Below are 17,178 nucleotides of genomic sequence, written 5' to 3' on the forward strand. Positions count from 1 at the left end.
TAGCTCTGTTGTTTTTAAGCGATTCATAAGATCACAAAACACCATGAATGTTCCCTCGCTTCCCACATTTTTTAATACTATTAGTTCATTGATATATAAAGGCTAATTCTGGGGATACTTTAGGTTTACACCGCTGTAATTAATAATAATGATCAAAAGCTGAGAACGCAAAAGTGGGACATGCAAAATAAATCAGTAATATCTGAGCTGAATAATCTATTAACGTTGAGCGATAGCGAATATCAAGCCAGATTAATGCAACAATGCTATGACGATGATAAAAAGCTTTACTATTGTCTTGACAGCCATTGTGCAAAAATAAATCGGAAAAACGATTGCTAGAACAGTTGAGAAGAGTGTGCGACTATCATTAATGGGTAAACCTAGTAGGAACAACAATGGTTTAATGTTATGCCGTAGTATAGTGGCTGGTTGTTGCTCTACTACAAAGTTTAAGTGAAAGTATAAACATATCTTAATTTACCAAGGAGGGAAAAATGCTTTTTTTGAAAAGATACACAACAGTCATTGTTGCCTTAAGTGCGCTACTATCGCAAAATTCGCTCGGGGCGGCTAGTATTAAAGCTTCGCCGCTGGTGCCAATCCAAGTTAACCAATTGAATAAAGTAATAATTACCAGCAGTGATTATGAATACGTTTACAAAGTTAATGCCAGTAACCCTAATTATGGCCAAGCGCAATTGATTTTTAGAAACAAACAACATGACTGGCAGCAGATTAGGTCAATATCTAGTGTTTTCGATGGTAATGCTTATGTAAATATAAAATTTACCGACATACCTAAAAGTGGTGATTTTGATTTATTACAAGATCTTAGAAATGGGGAAGATCCTACTTACATTTTAAAAGGTGTAGCCTATAAAGATCTTTACAATCCGTATTCGGATGTGCCCGTAATGCCGTCCATAATACTGGAGTGATGTTTTTAATTATCCTATTTAAGCGCTTATTATGAACGTTGACCCATGATAATGGACCAACGTTTTATTGTGTTATAAATTACCAGATCTAAAATTATTAATAGTTACATCATTAATAAGAGTTCGTTGGTATAAGCTACTTTTTGTTCCTTTACTTACAGAGTAATGCCCTAAAGTTGGTATATTAACAAATAATAGGATCACTGAGTTATCTTCTAAAACGGGAAGTTTACTTATATCAATTGAGTGGCTATAAATTCCTAAACGTTCATGGAGCGTATAAAAGTTTTGAGTTGATAAATCCAAATCTGCTATATCTATTTTTATATAATCAATATTTGGTTCTATATTTAGCTGACTTTGTTTTTTTTCAGTCGCGAGGTTTATATGCTGATAACCGTTATAATATTGCTCGGCCAGCTCTTTATTTTTGCTCACCCCAATACCATTCGCATACATATTAGCCAAATTAATTCTTGCGGAATTATGCCCTGTATAAGCTGCTTTTTCATACAGTTGGGCTGCAGTTTTTAAATCTTTATCTACCCCTTTCCCTAAGTGATATAAAACGGCTAAATTAAACTGAGATACTTGATCTTCTAAATAAGCAGATTTTTCATACCAGTGAGCGGCTGCTTTATTATCGTTATAGTGAGAGTGATATATCCACCCTAAACTGCGATATGCACGAATATCAGCTAACTCGGCTGCTTTTTTATACCAGTAAATCGCTTTGGTAATATCTTTATCCAACAATGAGCCAAATTGGTGCAACCAACCTAAAAAATAAGCCGCGTCTACAGACCCCGATTCAGCGAGTTTTTTGGCTAGGGCAATCGCGCTAGGGATGTTCTTTTCTCTATTTGAATTAATTGTATCTAACTGTAGCTCTACCAGTTTAAATGTAGGTTTTTTGGCTTCGTGGCTAATTAGTTTTCTTAGCCATTTTTCGGCTTCAATAAGGTTTTTTTTAACTTTTTGACCCCTACGATAGTATTCCATTGTTTTTTCTTGTGCGCTAATATCGCCGTGTTCAGCTGCATACTTTGTCCACATAAATATATCTTTAGGGTCGTTACTTTGTGCTAGTTTTTGTTGAGAAAATTTAAGAATGGCATTTTCTTCATCTATACCGCCATGTTCAACTGCTTGCTGATACCAAAATAAGGCGCGTTTTTGTTGGTTATCATTTTCATACATATTTGCTAATGCGATTTGGGCCGAAGGGTCATCTGCTATTGCTTTTAGAATAAGCGCTTCCTCTAGTTTAGCTTTTTCAGTTGTCAACTTTGGCTTGGCAAACAAGTCAAGTAATGGTTGTTTGATTTGCTGTGCTTCCATTTTAGGTGGGACTTGAGCTCGAGCTTCATGTTCGCACTCGCCTAAGCTAAAACAAATGACTAATATCGATACTATAATACGTTTCATTTGCTATCCTTTTGTAAATGGTTTTTACTCAAAGCATTAGTGTTGTGTTCTTTTTCTTGTTCTACACGTACACATTTCCCTTGTGGGGTGACCTTAACAAAAGTCATGTCACTTGTTGAATAGGTAATTTTTGTATTAATAGATAACGATAACCTCCCAGTATAAACACAGTTATTAGTGTAAATAGCTTTATCTTCTATATAATCAACATCTTGGTATATAATAGTTCCCTCACTGATTTCTCCATCTTGCCAGTTACCTTTAATAATACGCCTCGTGCTGTTAATACCTATATGTAACTTACCTACTCCATGAGCCACGCCATCTTTCCAGTGCCCTTCAAATATATTCGTTTTTCCGTAGCCATTAGGTTTGCCTTTGATCCACATACCATCATAGATAATGCCATGATGTGAAGTTAGTAATATCCCCTGACCATTGAATAGACCGTGGTCAAAGTGACCAATATAAAAACGTTGATATTTATTTATAAATGACCCTTGTCCATGGGGGATATTGTTTTCAAGCTCCCCAATATAGTCGCCCAACACCTCACCGTAGCCATCGTCTATGATAACTCTAGATTTTGTATAACCATCACGTATATTATGTAATTTATAACCACGAAAGTATTGGCATGGGTATTCCTCTGAATTCTCTTGACAGACTCCTTCGCCATGCTTTGTATCGTTGTCCCAATCGCCATCATAAAAGTCACCATTTGCTAAGGTTAACTTGCCTTTACCCCACCTCATGTGGGATAGCCATTGGCCACTGTATTGATCACCATTTGCGTAGTTCATTACTCCATATCCATTGTAACGGGAGTATTCAAATTCTCCGTTATAGCTGTCTCCATTTTTGTTTTTATATGTGCCTTGACCAAATAGCCAGCCAGCACTGAATAGTCCACTGTAGATATTACCATTTTCATTTAATGTTCCTTGACCATTATAATAATCGACTCGCCACATGCCTTCGTAGCGAATGTTGCCTTTAGTTTGTGTACCTTTACCATGGCGCTTATCGGCTTTCCATTGTCCTTCATAATGAGTTTCGCCATTGGTTTGTGTGCCTTGACCGTGGCGCAGGCCCAATTGCCATTGCCCTTTATAAACGTCGTTACTATAATAGGTCTTGGTTAGCACGCCTTGACCGTGAAATAAATCATTTTTGAAGTTACCTTTATAGATGTTTTTTTTAATGTAAGGTACCCAACTAAAAGTACCCGTACCGTTACGTATGCCGTTGTCGTCTAGCTCTCCCTCATAAGTAACTATTGCATTGTAGTAGTATTCACATGGAGTTGGTTTACGGTAGGTAAGGCAGAGGCCACGGCCATGTTTTTGTCCTTTGTTCCAGCTTCCATCAAAGCCGTTTCCGTCTTTATCAGTAAAACGTCCTTGACCGTGATGAAGGTAAGAAGAAAACTCTCCTTTATAGCGACTACCGTTTGTATAAATAACCTCGCCATTACCCTCAAATACACCCGCTTTCCAATTTCCTTTATAGTGAAGCGGTATCAGAGTATTGTTTTTTTCTTGATATTGCCAAAGGTGAGTGTAACGTTGATACATTTCCCCATAACCTTCTGCTTTTCCATCAACTTTTTCTCCAAAATAATAATTTTCATCGACTTTGCGGTCTCCGTAAATGTACCCTTTTGGTAAGTTTGAGAGTTTAGGTAAAAGGGAGGGCTTTTCTTGATTGTAGGCACTTGCTTTAAGTGGGCTTATTATTCTTAATTTGGTGGCGGAGGTTAAAATGTTTGTTGTTGTTTTTGTCGTTATATTATAAAAGGTTAACTGTTTATGCTCTTTGTCAGTGCCTATTAGTTGGCTATTAGCATGGTTAATATGCCACGGTGTAAAAAAGTTATTATCGAAGGTGCTGAGTATTTTTCCAGTTGTTATATTAAAGTAAAAAGACCTTTCTTTAGTGTGCAGTAGCCCATGTGTTTGTTCATTATTAAGATATAGTTCATTAAGTTTATCGTATCCATTTAGATATGGTTTGTTAAGTTTATCATACCCATCTAGATCAATTTTAAAGAGCCTTTTATCGTCCTTGTATTTACTCATATGAAACTTGTGAAAAGAGAGAGTTGAACCATCTTTTAAATAGACCGTATCACTATTTTCTTTTTTCTCTGTTACTGTTAGGTTGTTCAAGTCGACATATAAGTTTCGCGAGTGGTCGCCAAATTTAGACATGTAAACATTGAAGGTATTATCTTTCCAAATTATCAGTTGTGGTTGGCCTCTTACTGCTTCACCGATGATAAGGTGATCTCGAGTTAACAGATCATAAACAATGACTTCTTGGTACATAATTAGCGCTAAATAGCGGTTATTTGGTGAGCGAGAAAGGTATGTTATGTGCCCACCATTACCGCCAGGAGGGGTGTTGAATGAAAGTTCTTTCTCATCAAGCACCTGGCGAAGATCTGTTCCATCTATTTTGATGCTCCATATCGTTCTTTTTTCTTGCTGAGGTCCCTGCCACAAAAACTGGATACGCTCTTGATCAAATTGCGCAGCGTCGGTGATATCTTCTTTTAAAGCTATGGGTTGGGTTGCTTTAGATTCGTTTTTTTGTGTGTCAGGGTCAGGGTCAGTCTTTTCACAACCAAGCAAAGTGACAAAAATGAGGTATGTAATGATCTTAAAAGCAGTATGCTTTGGCATAAATAATCCTTTATAAAATGTTTCCGTGTCTTACATGACTATTGAAAATGCAAAAGTAATATCGTATTTTCGGTAAATATAATACACTATTCGGTTGTGTAAAAAAAAGGAACTTCTAATAAATTACGTTAAGGAATAACAGATGAAAAAAATATTTTTAAGTTTTGTATTACTGAGCCTTATCGCTTGGGCGAGCTATTTGTATTATAAAAAAAACAACAGTGGTTATTATGAGCGAGTTTTAGATGTAGAGATTATTCGAGGTGGTAAAAAAGTTACTCCTCGATTACAAGATTTTATGGATGATGAAAAAATAGCTAAAAGCTGCAGAACGCTTAGCCAAGGCATTGAACATAGTTATTTTTCTTTGATTAAATATGCGCTTGAAGGTGGGGTTGACCCTAATTGCAAAGAGAGTCGTGACAGCTTGCCTGTCTGTATGGAAACTCTTTTAAAAGATACCACTGACCTTACTTTAATGAACTACATGGCTAGTAATGGTTGTAACTACTCATATGAAAATGAAGTGGGTGAAAATGCTTTTCATATAATGTCTAGTTCTTTGAATTACAGAACATTGGCGTTATATATTGATAAGTTAGTAAGACTAGGCGTTGATATTAATCATCAGAATGTATTTGGCGACACACCCTTGATGTACTCTATCAATAATAGCGGGAACGCAAAACATACTGAGATATTTATAAAGTATGGTGCTGATTTAAATTATAAAAACATGGACCGCAGTACAGCATTAGGCATTGCTATTACAAATGATAATTCAAAAGTCATCGATCTTTTAAAATCTAAAGGCGCGCAGAGCTATATTAATGGTGAAGTTGTCAATAATGCCTTGCAATTAAAGATACAAAATAAGCGCGAGCAAGAGTTTTTAGAAAGGCAGAAAAAAAGGCAGGCTTCTTGGTCTAAATATATGGATTATTGGACAAATTTTATAAATGCTCACAACCTCGATTTAAGTTGTTCTTTTCGTTTAATGGGTGGGCCAAGGAATGGTCCTCAGGGGATAACGCTCAATGAACAAATGAATAATACGCTGAGTATGTCTACAGGAATGGATGCATTTGTTTTTGGAGGTTGCCCGGATTGGAAGTATTACCATTACCTCATTACTGGCAAGTCTGGGAGGATTTACTCTCAAGATAGTAATCTTATTTGGTATGAGCCAAATTCACCGATTGGTTCAGAAACATCTTCTTTTATAGTGTTACCATTTGATGATGAATTCCAAGGCTCCATCCAATGGTATGGCTCGCATAAAAAAGTAAATAACTTAAAAGTAGAAAAAGCGAGTTTAGAGCTTTTAAAAGAATATTCTCTTTATGTATATAAATAACACTTATTGAATGAGTGACAATTAGAGAGGCTGCTTTATGTCGGCTAGCCTTTTATTTCTAACATGACACTTCAAGTATCTGTGAGTAAAGCTGCAATTGATGCAATAAGTAAGTTGGCGTTGTTAATTGAGCATATCGGGATTGTATTATCGGCGAGTAGGTTGACATTAAAATAGAAAACTTATCTAAGCAGGATCGGCCATAAAGTAAAGTATATTATGGTTGCTTTAGGTTTGGTTTGAATTATATAACCTTAAAGTTGGTTTTATACGAAATTTATTTTCTTTTATTGTGGTTTTTCATTCCATTTAAAGGTGAGATTATGCTTGCATGCGCAGTTTTGAAGTGTTAAAAATAGGGCTCACTGAACACACACATTTAGTAAAGACGATGCAAAACACTCATTTAATTACATTAAAACTGAACCTCTTACTGCAAGCGCACGTGAGCGGGGATTAGTGTATTTGCATTAAGTAAACACAAAAAACCCCGCATATCGCGGGGTTTTTTTTATCTCGCATCCAGGGCAGCAGAGAATTAAGGGTAGATTATGCAAGAACAAGATAAAGTATGGATTTTCGACACCACTTTACGTGATGGTGAGCAAGCGCTTAAAGCGAGCCTGACTGAAGAAGATAAAATCCAGCTGGCGCATACTATTAGCCGCCTAAATGTGGATGTGATGGAAGTAGGTTTTCCGGTTTCGAGCCCTGCCGATTTTCGTTCAGTGCAACGTATAGCTACAGAAGTGAAAGGCCCTATTATTTGTGGTTTAGCACGCGCTGTTGCTAAAGATATTGAAGCCTGTGGCGAAGCACTTCGCACAGCACAACAAAGTCGAATTCATACTTTTATTGCTACCAGCCCTTTGCATTTAGAACACAAGCTACGTATGAGCTTAGATGATGCGACAGCCATGGCGGTTAAATCAATTAAGCTTGCCCGTAATTATACTGATGATGTGGAATTTTCATGCGAAGACGCAGGCCGTACACCGCATTGGGATTTATGCAAAATTGTTGAGCAGGCGATTAATGCTGGTGCATCAACCATCAACTTACCAGATACAGTTGGTTTTGTTACGCCAGACGAATATGCGGCGATGATCCGCCATTTAATGAATAACGTGCCAAATATTGATAAAGCGCGGTTAAGTGTACATTGCCATAACGACTTAGGTTTGGCCGTTGCCAACTCTGTTGCAGCGGTGCAAGCCGGTGCACGGCAAATCGAATGTACGATTAACGGCATTGGTGAGCGTGCGGGTAACTGTTCACTTGAAGAAGTGGCGATGATCATGAAGATGCGTAAAGACCATTTAAATGTGTATACCGATATTCGCAGTGAAGAGATTTACCGTGCTTCACGGCAAGTGGCGAAAATTTGTAATATGCCAGTACAGCCCAATAAGGCCATTGTTGGTGAGAATGCGTTTGCTCATAGTTCAGGGATTCACCAAGACGGTGTATTAAAAGCGCAAAATACCTATGAGATTATGTCGCCAGAAAGCGTCGGTGTGCCAAATAACCAATTAAATATGACCTCTCGTTCAGGACGCCATGTTATTGAGCACCGCCTTGAAGAATTGGGCTATCAAAAATCTGATTATGATATGGATAGCCTGTATGAAAGCTTCTTAACCCTTGCAGATCAAAAAGGCACAGTGTACGACTACGATCTAGAAGCGATGATTTATTTTAACCAAATCAGTGATAAAGACGACAAATACCAATTAGAGTTTGTTAACTCAACGTCTAACTCGCAATCAGTAGCAAGCTCAACGATTGGGATGACGATTAATGGTGAGTCTAAACAAGAAGCGGCTACCGGCAATGGCCCTGTAGAGGCGTCATTCTTAGCGATTGAACGTTTAACGGGTATGGCTGTTGAAATGATTGAATTTAATCTAGAGGCGACCGGTGAAGGTGCCAGCTCATTAGGTGAAGTAAATATAATAGCTAAATACGATGGCCGCCCTTATCACGGCGCGGGCATTGCAGCGGATGTGGTTGAGGCGTCAGTACGCGCCATGATCCGCGTTTATAACTTAATTTATCGCGCACAAAAAGTGTCTGATTTAAAACAACAAAGGAAAGCAGGATGAGTCAATCAAATTATAGCGTTGCAGTATTAGCAGGCGACGGTATCGGCCCAGAAGTAATGGCAGCAGCAGAGCAGGTATTGGATGCTGTGAGCAGTAAATTTGGTTTTACTTTAACTCGTCATCATCATGCCATTGGCGGCGCTGCGATTGATCAATTTGGTAAAGCGTTACCCGATCAAACCCTTGCAGCGTGTGAAAGTGCCGATGCAATTTTGTTTGGTTCAGTGGGCGGTCCAAAGTGGGAGCATCTTCCTGCCAATGAGCAACCAGAGCGCGCATCACTTTTGCCACTACGTAAACACTTTGGTTTGTTTTGTAACTTACGCCCAGCGCAACTATTACCAGCACTGAGCGCTGCATCGCCATTACGTGCCGATATAAGCGAAAAAGGCTTTGATATCTTATGCGTGCGTGAATTAACCGGCGGTATTTACTTTGGCGAAAAAGGCCGCAGTGGCGAAGGGGCTGAAGAAGTGGCGTTTGATACGCAAACTTATTCACGCAAAGAAATTGAACGCATTGCACGTTTTGCCTTTGAAGCAGCAAAATTACGTAATAACCATGTAACGTCGGTTGATAAAGCCAACGTATTAGCATCAAGTGTATTATGGCGCGAAGTAGTAACCGAAGTAAGCAAAGACTTCCCAGAAGTAAGCCTTGATTATATTTACGTTGATAACGCGGCAATGCAACTGGTTAAACAACCTAGCCAGTTTGATGTGTTACTGTGTGATAACTTATTTGGTGACATATTGTCAGATGAATGCGCGATGATCACCGGATCTATGGGCTTATTGCCATCGGCAAGTTTAAATCAGTCAGGCTTTGGTATGTATGAACCTGCTGGTGGTTCGGCACCTGATATTGCTGGCAAAGGGGTGGCAAACCCAATCGCACAAATTTTAAGTGCCGCGTTAATGCTACGTTATTCACTAGGGCAAGATGAAGCGGCGCGCAGCATTGAAAAAGCAGTAGCCGAAGCGGTCGAAGCAGGCGTAGGTACACCGGATATTTACCCAAATGCAGGTTATACAACGCAAGACGTTGCCGCAGCAATTGTCGCTCGTATATAAAACAGCACGTATTTAAACAATTATTCACTCGCTGCACCGTCACGCGGCGAGTCAAACAAATTAGGGGATCAGCAAGTGGCCCAAACGTTATACGATAAAATCTGGCAAGCACATGTAGTTGCTAGTATTAATGAGCAAACCGATTTACTTTATATTGACCGTCATTTAGTACACGAAGTGACATCGCCGCAAGCTTTTGCTGGCCTGCGAGAGAAAAACCGTAAAGTGCGTTGTCCTGAAAAAACCATCGCAACGATGGATCATAATGTATCGACCAAAAGTCGCTCATTAGATGCCGCCAGTGAAGTATCAAAAAACCAATTGATGGCGCTTGATGCCAACTGCAAAGAGTTTGGTATTGTACTTTACGATCTAGACTCAATTAACCAAGGCATAGTGCATGTAATGGGGCCTGAGCAAGGTATTACTTTACCTGGCACTACCATTGTTTGTGGTGATAGCCATACCTCTACTCACGGTGCATTTGGTGCACTGGCCCATGGTATTGGTACGTCTGAGGTTGAGCACGTACTCGCAACGCAAACACTACAACAGAAAAAAGCCAAGTCATTAAAAATTCAAATTAATGGTGTACTACGTCCAACGGTTACAGCCAAAGATTTGATCATGGCGGTGATTGGTAAGCTAGGTACCGCTGGTGGTACAGGTTATGTGGCAGAGTTTTGTGGTGAAGGCATTGCAGCACTGTCAATGGAAGCGCGTATGACATTGTGTAACATGAGTATTGAAATGGGCGCTAAAGCGGGTTTAATCGCTTCAGACCAAATCACTTATGATTACTTAAAAGGCCGCCCATTTGCTCCACAAGGCGATGATTTTGAAGCTGCAGTTGCCTACTGGGAAACCTTAAAAACTGACGAAGGTGCGCAGTTTGATTTAGAAGTTGAACTAGAAGCGAGTAGCATTCAGCCGCAAATTACTTGGGGCACTAGCCCTGAGCAAGTTATTGGTGTTGATGAATGCATTCCAGATCCAGATCAAGAGCCTGATTTAATTAAAGCTGATGCGATTCGCAGCGCGCTTAAATACATGGGTTTAACAGCCGGTGATAAGTTATCGTCAGCGAGCGTAGATACGGTATTTATTGGTTCATGTACCAATAGCCGAATTGAAGATTTACGCGCCGCCGCACAGATTGTTGAAGGTAAAAAAGTGGCTGCTGGTGTTGAGGCGTTAATCGTACCTGGCTCTGGCTTGGTGAAAAAACAGGCTGAAGATGAAGGCCTAGCTGATATTTTCAAAGCTGCTGGTTTTGAGTGGCGTGAACCGGGTTGCTCAATGTGCTTAGCGATGAACGATGACCGCTTAGGTGCAGGCAAGCGCTGTGCATCCACCTCAAATCGTAACTTTGAAGGTCGCCAAGGCCGTGGTGGTCGTACACACTTAGTAAGCCCTGCAATGGCCGCTGCGGCAGCTATTCATGGTCGCTTTGTTGATATTAGAGGAGAAGCCTAATGAGCATTTATTTTAGTGGCTTAATGGCCCCACTTGATAAAAACAACGTCGATACCGACCAAATCATTCCAAAGCAGTTTTTAACTTCAACCAGCCGCGATGGTTTTGATGCGGCGTTGTTTTATGATTGGCGCTATTTAGATAACGACGAGCCAAACCCTGAGTTTATTTTAAATCGGCCATGTTACCAAGGCGCGCAAATATTACTAACTCGCGATAACTTTGGCTGCGGCTCATCACGTGAACATGCACCATGGGCGCTTAAGCAATATGGTTTTGAAGTGATTTTAGCGGAAAGCTTTGCTGATATTTTCTTTAATAACTGTGGCAATAACCAGATGCTAGCTATTGCACTACCAGCGCAAACATTGGAAGACTTGTTTGTACTGAGCGAGCAACACGACGATATTCATATCGACATCGATCTTGAAAATCAGGTACTTATCAGTAACAAGTTTGCACCAATTTGCTTTGATATTCGCAAAGACGTAAAAGAGCGTTTATTAAGTGGCTTAGATTTTATCGGCGTCACCGAAACCCTCAACCCACAAATTGACGCCTTTGAGGCAAAGCTTAACGCTGAGCGCCCTTGGCAGTAAAGGTTTAAAAGTTATTAAACAATGAAACGCGGCTCAGGCCGCGTTTTTTATTGCTGCGGTTAGAAATAGTTGTTAACTTCGGAACATTATTGGCAATTAAACATTGAAAGAACTATTTATGCGAACGCTTTCTCCAAAATATATAGGCATTATTTTAGGTGTGCTTTACGGCATATCTATACGGGTATTTCTAGAGTTTAGTGATGCGTTTAACTTCGGCAGTTTAGTCACTATTTCTTTTATGTTTTTAGTCCCCATTGCGATTGGCTATATTCGTATTTATTTTGAATGCAAACTCAATAAATCAATGTCTTATAAGCAAATGGCAGTTAAGGCTTGGCAGCCTATTTTTGTATTTTTACTGGTCAGTGTAGTCACTCTTTTAGAGGGGAGTATCTGTGTCGCTATGGCGCTACCTGCATTTATGTTATTTGCAAGTATAGGAGGAGTCTTAGCTGGATTTGTACATCGTAAATTAGAAAAAGAAAGTAAAAAAGTCGTCATGTCAGTGGCATTAATACCTTTGATTTTATCACCGCTAGAGGTGAATTTTTTAAAGCTATCGCAAACATACGAAGTTAAAAATTCAGTTGTTATCAATGCACCAATAGATGTTGTTTGGCGGCAATTGGCGAATGTAAGTTACATTGCAGAGGGGGAGTTCCCAATGTCATTTTCGCAATTGATTGGTATTCCTCGCCCTTTGCAGGCGGATATGGATGCACAAGGTGTAGGTGCAGTGAGAACTAGTAAATGGCAAAATGGCGTTGCATTTAAAGAAGTTATAACAGATTGGCAGCCAAATAAACAAATGCTCTACCAGTTTGATATCGACCCTGATTTGATTCCAGACAACGCACTAGATAAACATGTAAAGCTAGGTGGAGAATATTTTTCTCCTCTTTATGGAGGCTATTATTTAGCAGAAACCGCTAATGGACAAACCGTTTTAACGTTAAAAACCACTGTTGAAGATAATACCAACTTTACTATTTACTCTCGATTATGGGGTGAGGTTATTTTTCAAGACTTTCATAATTCACTATTAAAGTTGATGAAAAGCCGAGCTGAAAAAGCCGTTTAAGCTATTTTATGGTTGGCTTGCAAACTTTTTTAGCTTACTCACCGCTGGACCACCATTCACCGCGATTACTTCCTTTGTATTTATTAACAGGCTAAGCTGCAACTTTATACTTTTAGGAACATGCTATGAAATTATTAACTGCGGCAACTTTATTGCTGGCATCTACGGCGGCGTTTGCTCGCCCTGCGCCTTTAGTATCTATCCCAACACATGATGATTTTTTTGATAATATTGCCGCCTATTGTGGTAAAGCTTTTGAGGGTAAAGTAACGGTTGATAATGCCACTGGTCCTAGCTCGTTTGCAGGCAAAAAACTAGTCATGCATGTTCGTAAATGTACTGATAGTGAGTTACAAATTCCGTTTCATGTAGGTGATGATGCATCACGTACGTGGATCATTACCAAAACCGGTAGTGGTTTGAGTTTAAAACACGATCATCGCCATCAAGATGGGACTGATGATGTATCGACTATGTACGGTGGTCATACGGTTGATGCTGGGTTTGCTAACGTGCAGTCGTTCCCTGCGGATCAGTATTCAAAAGAATTGTTTGTTAGCCAAGGTATTCCACAATCTATCGGTAATACATGGCAGATGTATATTTACCCTGAAAAGTTTACTTATCGTTTAATTCGCCAAGGCCGCGAGTTTCGCGTTGATTTTGATTTAACAAAACCAATTACACCACCGCCAGCGCCTTGGGGTTATAAAGACTAAAGATTAGTCTTTGCTGGGCTTTGTCTCACATTGTAGTAATACCGTTAAAGGTGGCTGATAGGCGCGGGGTTTGGTTGGGAAACGATCATACTCTTGTACACCATCAGTCACTTTTAGCATAAACGGATTACCACGGCATAAACGGTCAGCATGGCGCAATAAAAATACACTTTGATTTTTAAAGTGCTGATAGTCGTCAGATTGAATTTCTAGATGATAGTTATTTGCGTCTAATTTTGTTTGGTAATAATGGACTTTTTCATCAAAGTCATAGAGTTTTTCGGTTTCACCTTTTTCTGCTAATACCGCATTACTGCCTATTAATAGTGCCAGTGCACTGATAATTACTAGCCTATTTGCTGTTTTTCCTTTCATAAACCTTTAACTCCATTATTGTATTGAGCGCACTATTTAATTACAGTGATGCAACGAGTTATGCTGTAAGTCTAACACCCAAAAAGGGAAAATGTGATGTTCAAACAAATAAAACAACTATTTTCAGCTTTTGATGAGCAACCAGCTCAGCTGCAAGAGCATGATTTGAAAACGGCTGTAGCGGCATTATTGATTGAAGTCATGCGTGCTGATCGCGAGCAGCAAGACGATGAATTGAAAACGTTATCTCTGACTTTAAAAAAGTATTTTAATTTGAGTGATGAAGACGTTAGTGAGCTAATGCAAAGCGCAGGAAAAAGTTTGGATGACGCGATTGATTACTTTCAGTTTTCTAAACAAATTAATGATCAATGCAGCGCAGAGCAACGCATTGAAATTATAGAGCTGCTATGGCGCTTAGCGTATGCCGATGGTGAGTTAGATCCGCAAGAAGAGTATGTAATTCGCCGTGTTTCTAACTTGTTGTATGTCGCGCATGAGGATTTTATCGCTGCCAAGTTAGCAGCGACAAAGCTTTCTTAAGCGGTTTATTTATTTAATTTGCTGGCAACGCTGACGAGCTGCTGAGCAAGGCCTGCAATTCGTTCTGCTGTCACAGGGTCACTAATGCGGCCATTTTCATCAAGCAAAGTGTGAATTGCAGGTACGGCAAGTTGATCTGCCAATACCAAGCTGCCGATACCCGATAAAATATCGCGAACGTGATTTAGACCACGCAAGCCACCTAAGCCTCCCGGTGATGAGGCGTATAAAGCCGTTACCTTGTTACGAAATGCTGGAACTGCGCCTTGCTCAGTACGTGATGCCCAATCAATGGCATTTTTTAGTACCGCGGTAATTGAACCGTTATATTCAGGGCTCGCAAGTAAGATGCCATCTGCAGCGCGTAGTTTGTCTTTTAATAACTGAGCGCCTACTGGTGTGCCTTGCGCTTCAACGTCTTCGTCAAACATGGGTAAGTTTAGATCTGCCAGTTTAATTACTTCAACTTCTGCACCGCTTTCTAATGCAAAGCGGGCTGCTTCATTGATCAATTTTTGGTTAAAGCTGTCTTTACGTAAGCTGCCTGCTAAGGCAATAATTTTTGGTGCTGTCATGGTGGTCGCCTTCAATAACGTAGTTGGGTTTGCCTGTTAACTACTTTAGCAAATATTTACTTGCAGAAAAGCCAAATAAACGCAAAACTTATGTGCATATACGCACACTTAAGGTTAAGGGCAGGTATGGCGATTCAATTTGATGACTGGCAAGATGTAAAAGTAGCCTATGAAGTTGCGCGGTTAGGAACGTTAACAGCGGCGGCTGAAAAGCTCAACGTCCATCACAGTACGGTACTTAGGCGCATTAATAACCTAGAGCAAAGTTTAAATGCACGTTTATTTCATCGTCATGCCCGGGGTTATAAAGTAACTGAGATTGGCGCTAAACTCTTTACAGCAGCGCAGTCTATTAATAGTGAACTTGAACGCTTACACAATGATATTATTGCCGCAGATAGTACTTTGCGTGGTAGTTTATTGCTTACAACGGTCAGTGGTTTTATTGATGTACTGAGTGATGTGTGTGAACAATTTCAAAGTTTACATCCGCAAGTACAGCTGGAAGTGATACTTGATCAAAACCGGTTACGTCTTGATCACGGCCAAGCACATATAGCGGTACGCGCAGGTCCTCGTCCTGATGAAGGTGATTATATCGCCCAGCATTTGGCGCATTTGTCGTCAGGATTTTATGCATCAAAGCGTTATATTGATAAGCATGGCGTGCCAAAAAGTATTAAGCAATTGCCGTTGCATAATTTTGTTTCGGGGGTGGCCGGCTATAATGGCAAAGTGCCTTATTTTGTTTGGGTTGATGAAAATATACCAACTTCACAAGTGAAATTACGCGTGTCTGAAACCTCAGAGGCAACCCGTGCAATTGTTAAAGGCTTGGGAATTGGCGGGATGCAGCATGACGTGGCGGCGCAGTATGCTGATTTAGTACCAATACTAGCGGATGAACTGAGTTGGCCAACGGATTTATGGCTAGTAACCCATCACTTAGTGCACCGAACAGCTAAGGTACAGGCGTTCAGTCAGCTTTTAAAAGCGTATTTTAAGGAGCATAAGCTCGCGTAATTTAGCTGCGTTAATCTTTCTATCAGCAAAAACGTGGCTAAACAGTATTTAGCCACGTTTTGTTTAACGACTGAGAAAAATTAATTAACGTCCTTTTAAATTACGCATGTCTGCTTGTACGTTACGATAAAACCGACCTAAGCTTCTATCTTGGCTACGTAATTGCGCAAGGCTCTGAGTATTGCGTTGCTGCTCTTTTAACAGTTTTTGATAATTAGTGATACGCCGCTGCGTTAATAAGCCTTTTTGTAACGCAGCTAGCACCTGACAACCGGGTTCTAGCTGATGACTACAATCGGCAAATCGACACTGCTGCGCCAGTTCACTTATATCGTTAAAAGTAAGCTCTACACCTTGTTGACAGTCACTTAGTTGCAGCTCGCGTATGCCGGGAGTATCGAGTAACAGCGCTCCTACGTTAAGAACATGCAATGCTCGATGAGTCGTGGTGTGGCGACCTTTGCTGTCGTCCTCGCGAATTGCACCAGTGTCACTTAGCTGCTGTTCACATAAGCTATTAACTAAGCTGGATTTACCTACACCCGAAGACCCAACAAAAGCTAATGTTTGACCTTTGCCGCACCATGGCATTAATTGCTCAACACTGCCACGCTCTAATGCATTAACAGACAGCACGGTTAAGTGATTATCAAGCGCTGTTAGTTGTGCTATATGTTGCTCTGGTGCTGCACATTGATCGCGTTTGGTCAGTACAACAACGGGTAAACACTCACTTTGATATGCTAACGCTAAGTAGCGTTCAAAGCGGCTTAGATTGAAATCTTGATTATGCGAGCTGACAATAAACAAAGTATCAATATTAGCGCCAATAAGCTGTTCACTTAATTTACTTCCCGCACTTTTGCGACTGAGCAATGTTAAGCGCTCAAGCAATCGGGTAAACAGCCAGTGTTCGTTGTGTTGCGTAAGTAATATCCAGTCACCCACAGTTAAGGGGGGATGATCTGAATTTACCAATACCTTGTGGCAACCCTGCTCACTCTGTACAACAAAGTGGTCGCGATGGTAGGTAATGATCCGTGCAATCAGTGTGTGCTCTAAATCATTGAGCGTAAGTTGTTGTTGGAAAAATGCGCGCCAACCCAGTTGGCTTAAACTTAAATTAGTATTCATATAACCCCATTACTGCAAAGAGTAAAAATAACAAAGGGGTTTGCTGTTAAATTTTAGCT

The 17,178-nt window shown here is 40.1% G+C and carries 15 protein-coding genes; 10 read left to right on the top strand and 5 right to left on the bottom strand.

What is annotated here, in order from left to right:
- The first annotated feature begins 497 nt into the window (after nt 1-497).
- The gene (locus tag H5187_RS13040; protein WP_182718528.1) at nt 498-941 is read left to right on the top strand and encodes a hypothetical protein; all 444 of its coding nucleotides are present in this window, start codon (nt 498-500) and stop codon (nt 939-941) included.
- Nucleotides 942-1,013: 72 nt separating this feature from the next.
- Here H5187_RS13040 and H5187_RS13045 read toward each other — a convergent pair whose 3' ends face one another.
- Together H5187_RS13045 and H5187_RS13050 are read right to left on the bottom strand one after the other, a co-directional pair.
- Nucleotides 1,014-2,369, bottom strand: a complete 1,356-nt coding sequence (locus H5187_RS13045) for a tetratricopeptide repeat protein (protein WP_182718529.1) — start codon at nt 2,367-2,369, stop codon at nt 1,014-1,016.
- On the bottom strand, nt 2,366-5,056 hold the full coding sequence (locus tag H5187_RS13050) for a hypothetical protein (protein ID WP_182767852.1): 2,691 nt from the start codon (nt 5,054-5,056) through the stop codon (nt 2,366-2,368). The genes H5187_RS13045 and H5187_RS13050 overlap by 4 nt, the downstream gene beginning before the upstream one ends.
- Before the next feature lie 142 nt (nt 5,057-5,198).
- On the opposite strand from H5187_RS13050, the gene H5187_RS13055 reads away from it, so the two are divergent.
- The 7 genes from H5187_RS13055 to H5187_RS13085 all read left to right on the top strand — a co-directional run bounded on the left by H5187_RS13055 (nt 5,199) and on the right by H5187_RS13085 (nt 13,469).
- Nucleotides 5,199-6,413 carry an ankyrin repeat domain-containing protein gene (locus tag H5187_RS13055; protein ID WP_182718531.1) on the top strand — a complete coding sequence of 405 codons (1,215 nt, stop codon included), beginning with the start codon at nt 5,199-5,201 and terminating at the stop codon, nt 6,411-6,413.
- Nucleotides 6,414-6,964: 551 nt separating this feature from the next.
- Complete coding sequence (leuA, locus tag H5187_RS13060; protein WP_182739934.1) at nt 6,965-8,518, top strand: 2-isopropylmalate synthase; 1,554 nt, start codon at nt 6,965-6,967, stop codon at nt 8,516-8,518.
- The gene (leuB, locus tag H5187_RS13065; RefSeq protein WP_182735445.1) at nt 8,515-9,591 is read left to right on the top strand and encodes a 3-isopropylmalate dehydrogenase; all 1,077 of its coding nucleotides are present in this window, start codon (nt 8,515-8,517) and stop codon (nt 9,589-9,591) included. Before leuA ends, leuB begins: the two co-directional genes overlap by 4 nt.
- 75 nt (nt 9,592-9,666) lie before the next feature.
- Nucleotides 9,667-11,067 carry a 3-isopropylmalate dehydratase large subunit gene (gene leuC / locus H5187_RS13070; protein ID WP_182739933.1) on the top strand — a complete coding sequence of 467 codons (1,401 nt, stop codon included), beginning with the start codon at nt 9,667-9,669 and terminating at the stop codon, nt 11,065-11,067.
- The gene (gene leuD / locus H5187_RS13075) at nt 11,067-11,666 is read left to right on the top strand and encodes a 3-isopropylmalate dehydratase small subunit (RefSeq protein WP_182739932.1); all 600 of its coding nucleotides are present in this window, start codon (nt 11,067-11,069) and stop codon (nt 11,664-11,666) included. The genes leuC and leuD overlap by 1 nt, the downstream gene beginning before the upstream one ends.
- Before the next feature lie 118 nt (nt 11,667-11,784).
- The gene (locus H5187_RS13080) at nt 11,785-12,750 is read left to right on the top strand and encodes a hypothetical protein (RefSeq protein WP_182767854.1); all 966 of its coding nucleotides are present in this window, start codon (nt 11,785-11,787) and stop codon (nt 12,748-12,750) included.
- Between the two features lie 125 nt (nt 12,751-12,875).
- Nucleotides 12,876-13,469 carry a hypothetical protein gene (locus tag H5187_RS13085; protein WP_182797935.1) on the top strand — a complete coding sequence of 198 codons (594 nt, stop codon included), beginning with the start codon at nt 12,876-12,878 and terminating at the stop codon, nt 13,467-13,469.
- A 3-nt stretch (nt 13,470-13,472) separates the two neighbouring features.
- On the opposite strand, the gene H5187_RS13090 is transcribed toward H5187_RS13085, so the two are convergent.
- On the bottom strand, nt 13,473-13,844 hold the full coding sequence (locus H5187_RS13090) for a hypothetical protein (RefSeq protein ID WP_145242437.1): 372 nt from the start codon (nt 13,842-13,844) through the stop codon (nt 13,473-13,475).
- Nucleotides 13,845-13,940: 96 nt separating this feature from the next.
- Between H5187_RS13090 and H5187_RS13095 the strand changes: the two genes are divergently transcribed.
- Nucleotides 13,941-14,387, top strand: a complete 447-nt coding sequence (locus H5187_RS13095; RefSeq protein ID WP_145242439.1) for a TerB family tellurite resistance protein — start codon at nt 13,941-13,943, stop codon at nt 14,385-14,387.
- Nucleotides 14,388-14,392: 5 nt separating this feature from the next.
- On the opposite strand, the gene H5187_RS13100 is transcribed toward H5187_RS13095, so the two are convergent.
- The gene (locus tag H5187_RS13100; RefSeq protein ID WP_145242441.1) at nt 14,393-14,962 is read right to left on the bottom strand and encodes an NADPH-dependent FMN reductase; all 570 of its coding nucleotides are present in this window, start codon (nt 14,960-14,962) and stop codon (nt 14,393-14,395) included.
- Nucleotides 14,963-15,088: 126 nt separating this feature from the next.
- Here H5187_RS13100 and H5187_RS13105 point away from each other — a divergent pair, with 126 nt between their 5' ends.
- Nucleotides 15,089-15,985, top strand: a complete 897-nt coding sequence (locus tag H5187_RS13105) for a LysR family transcriptional regulator (protein WP_145242443.1) — start codon at nt 15,089-15,091, stop codon at nt 15,983-15,985.
- An 84-nt stretch (nt 15,986-16,069) separates the two neighbouring features.
- Here the strand turns inward: H5187_RS13105 and rsgA are convergent, their stop codons facing one another.
- On the bottom strand, nt 16,070-17,119 hold the full coding sequence (rsgA, locus tag H5187_RS13110) for a ribosome small subunit-dependent GTPase A (RefSeq protein ID WP_145242444.1): 1,050 nt from the start codon (nt 17,117-17,119) through the stop codon (nt 16,070-16,072).
- Nucleotides 17,120-17,178 lie beyond the last annotated feature (59 nt).

Source organism: Pseudoalteromonas sp. SG44-1, from assembly GCF_014164315.1.
Classification (GTDB): Bacteria; Pseudomonadota; Gammaproteobacteria; order Enterobacterales; family Alteromonadaceae; genus Pseudoalteromonas; species Pseudoalteromonas rhizosphaerae.